Genomic DNA, 10622 nt, shown 5'->3' on the forward strand with positions numbered 1-10622 from the left:
ACCACTCCCCCAATCGCCAGCTGCCAGCCGGTCAACGCGACAATCGGCAAGGAGAGCGCCCAGCGGCGGGAGAGCCAGGTGCCCAGCGCCATACTGATCGCGCCGAGAAACGCCGCGCCGATCCCCAGCGGGTCGAGGACGGTGTGCGGCGACAGCAGCAGCATGGCCATACCGAGTATACCGGCGATGGCGGAGAACACCGCCAGCCAGGGCGAGCGCTGCCGATCAACGCACCAGGCGAGGAGCATCACCAGCAGCGGCTGGATCGCGCCAATCACCGCCGCCAGTCCACCGGGTAAGCGATAGGCAGCGATAAACAGCAGCGCCTGGAAAGCGCCGATATTTAAAATGCCGGTAACGATAAGCTTTGCCCACTCGCCGCTCTGCGGGAAACGACGGCTCCAGATCAGCAGGGCGATGCCTGCCGGCAACACCCTCAGCAGCGCAGCGATAAATGGCCGATCGGGAGGAAGGAACTGGGAGGTGACGATATAGGTCGTCCCCCAGATAGCGGGCGCCAGCGCGGTGAGCAGTAAGTCGATCATCAGACTACGTGAGAGAAAAGCCATGATTTTATCTTCACTTCAAGCTAAATTGGTGACTGAAGTATGTACCGACAAGTATCTTGATATCAAGACAAGTGAGCACTGATGGACAAATCACCCGCGATCGACGCCGTGGATCGCATTCTCGCCCAGTGGCAGCGGGAGCGACCGGATCTGGACTGCAGCCCAATGGGACCGATAGGCCGCCTGAAAAGATGCGCCATGCTGCTGGAGCCGCAGGTGGAAGTGGCCTTTACGCGCCACGATCTGGTGCGCTGGGAGTTTGATATGCTGGCGACGCTGCGCCGCGCCGGCCCCCCTTTCACTCTTTCGCCGACCCAGCTCTTCTCCACGCTGATGATCACCTCCGGCACCATGACTCATCGCCTGAAGGCGCTGGAGAAACGCGGATTTATTACCCGCCTGCCGAACCCGGAGGATGCCCGCAGTATGCTGGTCGCCCTGACCCCTGTCGGGCGTGAGCGGATCGATGAGGCGGTGGAAACGCATGTCGATAATGAACGGCAGCTGCTGGCAGGACTCAGTGACAGCGAGCGCCTGCAACTGGATCAGGCGCTACGGGTATTGATGCACCTGCTGGAAAGTCGTTAACAGCCGGCGGCGATAAAGTCGCCGTTGGCGCTGATCGGCACCACGGTGAAAAACAACCCGGCGGCAAAGAGGATCAGCGCCAGCCCGCCGAGGATCTTCACCAGCGGCACCAGCCAGGGCCGCGGACGACTCCCCACCGTCAGCCTGTTGGCCATACGGTGACGGGCATAGTGCACCGTCAGTGACAGACCGAGGATCGAAAGTCCGGTGCCCAGCGCCATGGTCATCACCGCGGCGATGCCCCAGCTGACAATCCCCAGCGCGTTGGCGAACAGCAAGATCATGATTGCCCCGCTGCAGGGGCGGGCGCCGATGGCCAGCACCACGCCAAGGCGTGTTTTCCAGTCGGCGCCGTGCAGGTTGTGCCCCACGCCGTGGTGCCCGCAGCCGCACGAGGCATCATGCTGATGCACCGGCGTCATGGCGCGAATCACTCTCTTGCCCGGCCCCAGGTTCTGCAGCGCGCGAAAGATAATGTAAATTCCAAAGGCGCCGATGGTCAGGGCGCTGATCTTCTCAACGTACCAGCGGCTGGCGCTGAGATCGCCGGCGGCCAGATTCAGTCCTACCGCGAGAATAAAGACAAAGAGGATGGCGCTGACGCCCTGCAACAGGCTGCCGAGAAAGGGCACCACCCGCGCCGCCGTCAGGCTCTCCGGGTTGGTGCTCAGGTAAGTCGTGACGATAAACTTACCGTGACCCGGCCCGATGGCGTGCAGCACGCCGTAGAGAAAGGCGCCCACTAACAGCCAGACGCCGCCGCTGTACTGGTGGTTATTCAGCAGCAGAAGGTACATCACCAGATAGCGATGCAGGGTAATTTGGGTGGCGAGGCACCACTGGAGAAAATCGCCCCAGTGGCTGTGCAACATGATGCCGGCCACCAGCAGAAGGAGCCCGCCGCTCCCGGCCGCCAGCAGGCGCCAGTCGCGCTGCGCAATCGGAGTATTCATCATTATGCCATTGCGTAAAGAGTTTATCTCACCGGGCGGCGAACCGTTTGCCTGCCCTGTCGGCCAGGGGAAGCGGTATGCCCCCTGACAGATAGAGATAACATTAGCCTGGGCTGGCGTCGACAGGCAAAGCGGGGTTAGTTATTGTTGACCACGATGATGACCCGGCTTTTCATCTCCCCGGTACGTATATTCTCGCCATACTTCATTGGCTTGATATTAAGGGTAATTGGGTTTTTGCCGTGCACGGCTTCCTGAGGCGTTTCGTACAGGTAGCCATTGTCATACTGGATATCCGCCCCGCTGGCATCCTGAATATGGAACCCGACCTCACCGGCGCCGGTGGCAGATAATTCCTCATCGTTAGCTAACACCTGGCCGTTTTTCAGTCCCGATGCGCTCCTGAACGAGTACTCAATCTTGCCCGGCGTCAGTTCCAGTACACCGGACTCTCCCTGGCGGCAGTCGATATAGATCACCTCCGGGCGGTACGCGACAGTTCCCTGTTTAATATCGATGAAATTATATTCCCCCATGTTGATTTCCGTCGTCGGATTCTCAAAACCACAGGTCATCACGTTGATCTGCAAAATGATATGGTAAATATAGGTAATGGGGATATCGGTGCACTCTTTATCCTTATTCTGACAATATCTTAGATTGAGTTTATAACTTACCGTAAAGGGCTGACCGGGGGTGATCACCGGCCTGCCTGCGACCTCTCCCTTACTGATGGCATAGCTAATCGAGGCGGTATCATTAAAAATGTCAGACAATTTATAGTGAATTTTTTCGGTCAAATCGGTGCCGGAAATATTATGCGGCGACAGGTCGAATTTAATTTTATATTGTTCGTGGCCCACCAGGAAATTATACTCGGTGCTGTGCTGCGCTTCTCCTGTCAGGGTAATCACGACGTTCTGTAATGACTGACAAACAAACAGCCAGTCATCATTGGTAAAGGTGCCTTCGCGTAACGCCAGAGTACCGGAGAGGGTGACGGGTTTGAAAATATAGGTACCGTACCCCTCAATCCCTTTCTGGATATGACTGGTGTTCAGGTCGCAGTTCCCCGCCCAGGCGCCAAAGGTACTGAAGGTGAATAGCAGAAACAGTAGCCATCTCATCGTAATATTCCTTTACCGGCAGACATAGGTCTGCTCTTCATCAATGGTTTGTTTAAAGGTGATCGTGCAGTACTGATTATTTGCTTTATCAACAGCCACTTTCAGCGTCGACGGAACAGTATCCGTGCGGATGTATAATAAGCTGCCCTGGCCCACGACCCCGACATTCTGCCCCCGGTTATCCTCGATTTCATAACCAAACGGCAGCGGCTCACCCGCGGCTTGTCGGGCATGAATCAACCACGGCTTACGCTGGTCTGTATCAAAGTGGCTGACCACCACAGCCCCCCGATACGGAGCCACCATTTTCCGGTTGCCTTTCAGTTCCGTCGTACTGTGGGAATCCGACACATCCAGCATCAGGGCGTTTTCACGGAACGGCGTGAGGTTGTCGTAGAGCACGATCCCTTTCCCGTTAGTGGTGCGGTATTTCTGACCATTGACATAAGCCCCCTCCAGCCCCGGCGCCTGCAAAATCGCGAAGGTGTCTGATAACCGATTCGCCAGGCTGACGCCCCCGGACCAAAGCACCACGCCCCCGGAGAGGCTTCCGCTGGCCTGGGTGTAGTTTGACGACTGGCTGTAACTACCGCTCAGTGTGGCCAGCGGGGCATTCCAGGTGAGATTGGCCCCGGCAGCGGTTTCATTATTTTGCTGCTGATGACTGAGATTAACCCCGTAGCTGAACTGATCGCGGGAGCCGGCAATGCCGTTCAGTCCGGTGTTATTGGAGGCAAAGCCACTGTTATCGAAGGTAGTGGAGTTAGACAGATTCAACCGACGACGCGGCGCGGTCAGGTCGTCCCCCCAACTGAACGGAATGGAGAAATAAAGATTAAATCGCTTATCCTGGTGATGATATTCGTCATAGGTTTGGCTAGCCGATAGCGTATAGGTCAGCCGCTGCCAGGTATTCGAGTAGCCGAGCTGATAATCTTTATTGCTGCCGCTTTTTCCCCAGTAGTCGCGCCACAGGGCGCTCAGGGAAATCGCGCCATAGCCCGCCGGAAGCGCCTGACTCAAACTGGCCGACAGGGAATTTTTCCTGCCGAAATCATATTGATAATAATCGGCAATATCGTAGACATCATTTTCGTCGCGGTGATAGTGGGTTCTGTTCTTCGCCCACACGTGATCGTTAAAGGTGCGGTAATCGCGGCTGGAATAGCGGTAGGCCGCGAGGCCAAAACGGGTCTGGGTTGGGGTGAGGAATTTACTGTAAGCCACCTGATAGCTTTGTCCATCATAGGTGCCGTTATCCTGCTCGCTGTGCGACTGGGTGGCATCGACGGAAATAGCGCCGAGCCAGGTATTCCAGCCCGTCCCGAGGGTAAAAGCCGAATAGTGATTCGACAGCATCGAACCACCATACAGCGTCAGCAGATTGTTCAGACCATACTGATAGGTCCCCTGGATAAAATCAGCCTGCCGATCGGCCCCCTCAATATGGCTGCGTCCGGCAGCAAGATCGTATTTCGAGACGCCTGCCTGCAGCATATTGGGAACGGAAGAAAAGGGAACCAGATAGCTGGTGACCGTCCCGTCTGCTTCTCTGATGCTCACGTCAAGATCGGCCCCGCCGCCGGCCATCTGTAAATCAGCGATGGCAAAGGGACCGGGCGGCACCTCTTTCTGATAAATGACAAAGCCATTTTGCTCAATGGTGACCAGGGCATTGCTTTGCGCAATCCCCTGGACGATCGGCGTAAAGTTGCGTCTGGAGTTGGGCAACATCTGCATATCGCGATATAAGCGCACCCCGCGAAAGCGCACAGTGTCGAATATATCGCCTGATGTGTACATATCGCCAGCGCGCAGCGTACTCTCTATCTCGCCGAAGCCTCGCTCCAGATAAAGGGTGTTACTTTTCCACTCACCGGCGCCAGAATCATTATTGTTATAGCTGGCGTCAGAGTGCAGTTGCCATCCCAGGAGATTTAAACCGCTGGTAAAACGGGCAAAGGTACTCTTGTTATTCCCGGCGCTTTTATAATCGCTGTAATACTGACTGGCATAATAGGACGTATAGAAGGCGTTGACCCCGCGGTCCCAGCTTTCCGGGGAAGCATAGCCCGCCTCCAGCTCATTAACAAACGCCTGCGGGACAGTGAGCTCGAGGGTCAGGGTGGAGATATCAAAATGATATTTCCCCCCCTGCACAGCCTCGCGTAGCGTGATGCATTGCGCCAGATCCTTTTTGTCCAGCCTCTCGGCTTTAATACCGAGCTGCTGCAGCTGGGAGTGTGACAAGCAGCTTTCCCCTGGCTGCTCCTTCACTGTCAGGTCATATTTCCCACGCCACTTGTTATTGACATACACATCCAGGTTATATTCACCCGCAATCGGTGCGTCATCTGTAAACTGATAGTGACTGTCTTTGACCCCTTTCATCCCGCCGAACATAAAGTTGGTATCAAAGGTCTCTTCTGCCGCCAGGGCTTCAGCAAATAATGATGCAATAATTGCCAGGGCCAGTGATGTCATCCTTAACATAACCACCTCTTTTTATTTTACGCTGATGCTATCACTAATATAATTTCCATAATCATCAATAAGAGTTATTTTGTACTGTCTGGCAACGCTGCCGCTGAGGGTGATCATTTGCTGTGAAAATGGCGCCAGCATAATGGCTTTACTGTTTCCTTTCACATTATTCACTTTAATTTCAGGGATCGTTATCCAGTTTGCGCTGTTATTTTTAAGCAGTACATTTTTACCTTTTTGCTGCAGGTCTAAATGATGAAAACTGGCCTGCGTAACGCCAGCGACACCTTCCGGGCGATAAAACAACTTAATTCGATTTTGGATCGCAAATTTCACCACATTTTTACCATCATTCACGCTGGCATTGGGTGGGATATCGAGGACATTCAGATAAAATAAACTTTCCTGATTTTGCGGTAACGTATTGGATAATGCTTTTATTTTAAGCTGCTGACCGGTATTGGCTCTGACGCGCACCACCGGCGGTGAAATAAGAAAAGGTACGCGGATATTTTCCGGGGCAATGGAAGTATTACCGTCGTCGATCCACGCCTGTACCAGGGCGCCGCGATCGCCGCGATTCATTAACTGCACCATCACCTCATTTTTACCGGCCGGATAAATAACGCGCGTCCCATAGATCACAATACCCGCCTGTGCGGGGATAATGAAAAAGGTCAGTAGCAGCAGAATGAATCCTTTCATCTCTTTCACTCCATGTAAACAGAGACCCGGCGAACGCCCTGCGTCTCGCCGGGTGACAGCATCACTCGGTTACCACGGTCAGCGTAAGGGTTGACTCAACATCGCCCTGGGTGACTGCGTTACCTGCGGCCACCACCGCATACTGTGCTGAAAAATCAATGGTATATACACCGTTTTCATCAGGATCCCCATTAAGAGGAATCAGCGAGTTGGCGTTTAGTTCGGCGTCATTCGCTGTCACCACAAAGCCGACGCCGGATGCGCCACCCGCTACGGTATTTTTCGTAATGTTCGGGTAAGTGGTATCAAACTGGTTACGTGCCAGGCTGATTTTCGGCGCAGCACCGGTACATTTTAATTTTAATGGCACCGTGGTGCTGTTTTTAATGCCGGTATAGGTGGCGCCGGCATTAAGACCAGCAAGACTTTCCTGCCCGACCTGGTTCATCGTAATAGTGGTAGAGTTGTTGCCATCAAGAAACTGACACGTGGTTCCCACAACGCGTCCGGTGATAATAACTTCACCCTGGTCAGTATCCGCAAAAGCGCCGGCACTCATAAATACGGTGGACAGGACTGCTGCAGCAACAGTTAAACGCTTCATAATATAGTTCCTTTTATTTGTTTATCCATTTGGCTTATGAGATGAGAAAAAACTCATGCGTTAAATATTGCACGCAACTTAATCATTCACAACAGACGTATTTAATTCACTTGACTAATATCAAGCCAAATAATTCATTATATCTACGACTCATCCAAAAGTTATGTTGCTTATATCGCATTAAAACACAATAAAAACATAGACATCAGAAACGACGGATTCATTTAATAAAAAACAACGTTATCGCTGGCAGCGATGCATTTTGTGCTATCCTCACTTAAGCTATATGATAATTTTATAATTACCTGCTAATTATTTATTGTGTTTATAAAAACAGAAGGCCATCTCCATGAAAAGAGGCTTACTTGCCCTGGTCTGCGTCGCGCTGCTGGCGCCATCGTTTTCGGCGCAGGCGACCTGGCGTGGCGACAAACGCCAGGACGCCCGCGATATCCGACAGGATAGCCGCGAGCAAGGTCGTGATACCAAGCAGGAATGCGTCCGCAATAACAATCAAAGCAACGCCAGCTGCCGTCACGATAAACGGGAAAACCGCCGCGAAGGTCGCCAGGAAGCACGTGACGAAAAATGGTGAAACTGAGGCTTCGGCGTCTTCAGGACGTCATTCCTCCCACCGCCGGAGCCTTTAACGCCCCCTCATACTTCAGTTGTCTGGCTGACATTTGTGGCATGCGCCTTATTCTTAGCATAGAGCAGAATATTCCCGCGCCCCCCTCAGACCGTATCCCGGTCCTCATCATATCCCCCTTTTTTCCAGCCCACTAATATCGCCGCCACTGGCGCTTACCGTGCCTGATACCACTCCACTTCGACCACATGCTTTAGATTAAACTGAATTACTGAAATACAGCCTAAAGTGCCCTCATACAGACAATGGCTATTATCCCCAGGCTTTTTGCAGTATGGTTTAATCACTGTTGTAGTTTTGCAGTGAATGCTATCCAGACGATGCAGAGTTGTATTCTGTCTGAGAAATTTCTCATGCTATTCCCGAAGGTTGTTGGCGCGGGAGGTTGGTTTGCTGGCGCAATGATGTCCAGCAGGCAGGCAATAAATCATGACGGCATTGATGGCCGCCTTGCCGCGGCCGGAAGCCCGCGCCTTCATCATCATGCGGGCATCATCAAGAGGATCAGGGATGTACAGGACGTGGAAACCACCAGGAAAGCGACGCCACTTCAACCCGCTAACCCTTTCTTTACCCTTCAGCTTGCGGCGCCTTATCGGTGGCGATGGAGATAGCCTATGATACCGCACGCTCACTCAGCGATAGCATTCAGATTTTGCCTTCACCAGGTGAAACGCTTTCGTATGAGATTAAAACGTTATCAGCACGCCGTTTCAAAATAAAAAGGCAGTCGAATTTAACAATGACCTGACGCAGGCCTGGAAAGAGAAAAATATGCCTGCAATAAAAGGGAAAACCATGACGAATAACGCCGATATAAAAAAAAGGAACTTCCTGACTCAGAATGAGATCGAGTCTTTACTTAAAGCCGCCGATACCGGTCTCTATGCCGCACGGAATTATTGCCTGACATTACTGTGCTTCATTCACGGTCTGCGAGCCAGCGAGATCTGCCGTCTACGAATATCGGATATCGACCTTGCTGCCCGCTGCGTTTACATCCATCGACTCAAAAAGGGATTTTCGACTACCCACCCGTTGCTGGAGAAAGAGATCCACGCCCTAAAGCGATGGCTGGCCATTCGCAGCAGCTGGCCGCAGGCAGCCAGCGAATGGCTGTTTCTCTCCCGCAAAGGTAATCCCCTTTCTCGCCAGCAGTTTTATCAGATTATCGCCTCATCAGGGGATCTGGCGGGATTACCGCTGGAGATCCACCCACACATGCTGCGTCACTCATGTGGCTTTGCGCTGGCCAATATGGGGATCGATACCCGTTTGATCCAGGATTACCTTGGGCATCGCAATATCCGCCATACCGTCTGGTATACCGCCAGCAACGCGGGACGTTTCTATGGCATCTGGGACAATACGCGCGACAAACAGCGATCGTCTTTGATCCAATAACCTTGACGCCAAGGATGGCGTTGTCCCGCAACCTGCTCGCAAATTATAACATTTATTATCATTAACCCTGCGTTAATTATGATTACTGTTCCCGCAAGTTCTTATTTATTCCTGCCAGCTCCGCGTCAATTTAACCCTGCGTTCATTCTGGATTTGACCGAATTATTTATTGCTCGAGTAAAATTTCCGCACCGTTTTTTTAATGACAACGTGCGCCAGAAAAAAATCCTTTTATTTTATGCACCTGGCGATAACATCTGGAGAGGCTATTGAGACAACGATTAAAATCTTTAAAATTAAGAATTATCGCCCGGCGATATTTTTAGTATCAGTCAATGTAATGTGCTATCTATTCGTGGTTAATCAACTTCACCCTACAACGTTTTAGCATTACGCATTCTTTTCGTCATGGCGTAAGGTTTCGCCGTGACGGTCATTCATCCTTTTTTCAGGAGCTAATATTGTGAACCGACGTCGTTTTCTTACCGCCAAAGAAGTTCAGGCAATGATGCAGGCCGCTCGCCAGGGCCCAACCGGTGAACGGGATTACTGCCTCATCCTGCTTGCCTTTCGCCACGGCATGCGCATCAGCGAACTGCTGGATCTGCACTATCACGATCTGGATCTGCATGAAGGACGGGTCAATGTGCGGCGGCTTAAGAACGGTTTTTCGACTATTCATCCGCTGCGCTTTGATGAGCGCGAGGCAATCGAACGCTGGAGTCAGGTCCGCGCCGGCTGGAAAGCGGCGGCAAAAACCGACGCGCTGTTTATCTCTCGTCGCGGTACGCCGCTCTCACGCCAGCAGGCATATCGTATTATTCGATCCGCCGGTGAAAATGCGGGCACCGTGACGCACACGCACCCTCATATGCTGCGTCACGCCTGCGGCTATGAACTGGCGGAAAGAGGTACAGATACCCGTTTGATACAGGATTATCTGGGACATCGTAATATTCGTCACACGGTACGCTACACCGCCAGCAATGCGGCGCGTTTTGCCGGGATTTGGGAAAGAAATAATCTTTTAGAGGAAAAAGGCCTGCCAAAGGAAAATGATTTAAATGATTGATTTAATACAATAAAATTAATTGCTAACAGGTCAATTGGGGCCAAACTGTTTATATCATAAAAATGTTTTGTAATGTTTTGCAACTCACCGCGCTATATTTCTGCAGAAAAAATCATAGTTTATTGATTATTATATATTTTTAATCACGCAATCACTCACTTTTCTCCCACCATACTCCCGTTGCACCGGCGATCCTTCGCCAGCGCCATCGCTATTCCTTTTGCACTCCCGCCCACCGCTCCAGATTACATACCCACAAAAAGCCAAATAAACAGAATTTAAAACCACAAATAAGCCAGTCAAAAACCAAAAACAGATCATTTATCCCAACGAGTCAAAATGGCCCCAATTGTCTCATCAGTTGGGTAAAAACTGTGCAGAGCCGGCAGCCTGACTACTCGGCTGAAATCTGACATGCCTGGAAGGCACATCGGCTGCCAATCCGGTTCGTTATTTCGACATCGTTC

At 52.0% G+C, this 10622-nt stretch carries 11 protein-coding genes; 4 read left to right on the top strand and 7 right to left on the bottom strand.

The annotated features are described in order from the left end of the window. The coding region (locus tag CW267_RS28630) for an EamA family transporter (RefSeq protein ID WP_165787479.1) at positions 1 to 569 on the bottom strand (569 nt) is incomplete at its 3' end. Positions 570 to 650: 81 nt separating this feature from the next. Between CW267_RS28630 and CW267_RS28635 the strand changes: the two genes are divergently transcribed. Then, the gene (locus tag CW267_RS28635; protein WP_012540630.1) at positions 651 to 1157 is read left to right on the top strand and encodes a MarR family winged helix-turn-helix transcriptional regulator; all 507 of its coding nucleotides are present in this window, start codon (positions 651 to 653) and stop codon (positions 1155 to 1157) included. Here the strand turns inward: CW267_RS28635 and CW267_RS28640 are convergent. The 5 genes from CW267_RS28640 to yehD all read right to left on the bottom strand — a co-directional run bounded on the left by CW267_RS28640 (position 1154) and on the right by yehD (position 7030). Then, the gene (locus tag CW267_RS28640; protein WP_060619876.1) at positions 1154 to 2110 is read right to left on the bottom strand and encodes a nickel/cobalt transporter; all 957 of its coding nucleotides are present in this window, start codon (positions 2108 to 2110) and stop codon (positions 1154 to 1156) included. The two genes, CW267_RS28635 and CW267_RS28640, sit on opposite strands and share 4 nt — an antisense overlap. Before the next feature lie 137 nt (positions 2111 to 2247). Further along, positions 2248 to 3237 (bottom strand): fimbrial protein, encoded by a 990-nt coding sequence (locus tag CW267_RS28645; protein ID WP_100781237.1) that lies wholly within the window; start codon positions 3235 to 3237, stop codon positions 2248 to 2250. Positions 3238 to 3249: 12 nt separating this feature from the next. Further along, positions 3250 to 5730, bottom strand: coding sequence for a fimbrial biogenesis outer membrane usher protein (locus CW267_RS28650; protein WP_049162386.1), 2481 nt, complete (start codon positions 5728 to 5730; stop codon positions 3250 to 3252). 12 nt (positions 5731 to 5742) lie between these two features. Beyond that, positions 5743 to 6426 carry a fimbria/pilus periplasmic chaperone gene (locus tag CW267_RS28655; protein WP_012540626.1) on the bottom strand — a complete coding sequence of 228 codons (684 nt, stop codon included), beginning with the start codon at positions 6424 to 6426 and terminating at the stop codon, positions 5743 to 5745. 61 nt (positions 6427 to 6487) lie between these two features. Next, positions 6488 to 7030 (bottom strand): fimbrial protein YehD, encoded by a 543-nt coding sequence (gene yehD / locus CW267_RS28660; protein WP_023323246.1) that lies wholly within the window; start codon positions 7028 to 7030, stop codon positions 6488 to 6490. 349 nt (positions 7031 to 7379) lie between these two features. Here yehD and CW267_RS28665 point away from each other — a divergent pair, with 349 nt between their 5' ends. Next, positions 7380 to 7625, top strand: coding sequence for a hypothetical protein (locus tag CW267_RS28665; protein WP_008806377.1), 246 nt, complete (start codon positions 7380 to 7382; stop codon positions 7623 to 7625). Between the two features lie 410 nt (positions 7626 to 8035). On the opposite strand, the gene CW267_RS30995 is transcribed toward CW267_RS28665, so the two are convergent. Beyond that, positions 8036 to 8233 (bottom strand): hypothetical protein, encoded by a 198-nt coding sequence (locus CW267_RS30995; RefSeq protein ID WP_153242724.1) that lies wholly within the window; start codon positions 8231 to 8233, stop codon positions 8036 to 8038. 244 nt (positions 8234 to 8477) lie between these two features. Here CW267_RS30995 and fimB point away from each other — a divergent pair, with 244 nt between their 5' ends. Beyond that, the gene (gene fimB, locus CW267_RS28680; RefSeq protein ID WP_012967261.1) at positions 8478 to 9083 is read left to right on the top strand and encodes a type 1 fimbria switch DNA invertase FimB; all 606 of its coding nucleotides are present in this window, start codon (positions 8478 to 8480) and stop codon (positions 9081 to 9083) included. Between the two features lie 463 nt (positions 9084 to 9546). Beyond that, entirely contained in the window at positions 9547 to 10155 is a 609-nt protein-coding gene (fimE, locus tag CW267_RS28685; protein WP_022064927.1) for a type 1 fimbria switch DNA invertase FimE, read from the top strand. The last annotated feature ends 467 nt before the right edge of the window (positions 10156 to 10622 follow it).

The sequence above is a fragment of the Klebsiella sp. X1-16S-Nf21 genome (assembly GCF_002837615.1).
Lineage (GTDB): Bacteria > Pseudomonadota > Gammaproteobacteria > Enterobacterales > Enterobacteriaceae > Klebsiella > Klebsiella variicola.

What these genes read in the sequence shown, in the direction of transcription:
- yehD (WP_023323246.1), bottom strand. Translation starts at nt 7,030, where the DNA reads ATGAAGCGTTTAACTGTTGCTGCAGCAGTCCTGTCCACCGTATTTATG.
- CW267_RS28640 (WP_060619876.1), bottom strand. Translation starts at nt 2,110, where the DNA reads ATGAATACTCCGATTGCGCAGCGCGACTGGCGCCTGCTGGCGGCCGGG.
- CW267_RS28645 (WP_100781237.1), bottom strand. Translation starts at nt 3,237, where the DNA reads ATGAGATGGCTACTGTTTCTGCTATTCACCTTCAGTACCTTTGGCGCC.
- CW267_RS28655 (WP_012540626.1), bottom strand. Translation starts at nt 6,426, where the DNA reads ATGAAAGGATTCATTCTGCTGCTACTGACCTTTTTCATTATCCCCGCA.
- CW267_RS28665 (WP_008806377.1), top strand. Translation starts at nt 7,380, where the DNA reads ATGAAAAGAGGCTTACTTGCCCTGGTCTGCGTCGCGCTGCTGGCGCCA.
- CW267_RS28635 (WP_012540630.1), top strand. Translation starts at nt 651, where the DNA reads ATGGACAAATCACCCGCGATCGACGCCGTGGATCGCATTCTCGCCCAG.
- fimB (WP_012967261.1), top strand. Translation starts at nt 8,478, where the DNA reads ATGACGAATAACGCCGATATAAAAAAAAGGAACTTCCTGACTCAGAAT.
- CW267_RS28650 (WP_049162386.1), bottom strand. Translation starts at nt 5,730, where the DNA reads ATGTTAAGGATGACATCACTGGCCCTGGCAATTATTGCATCATTATTT.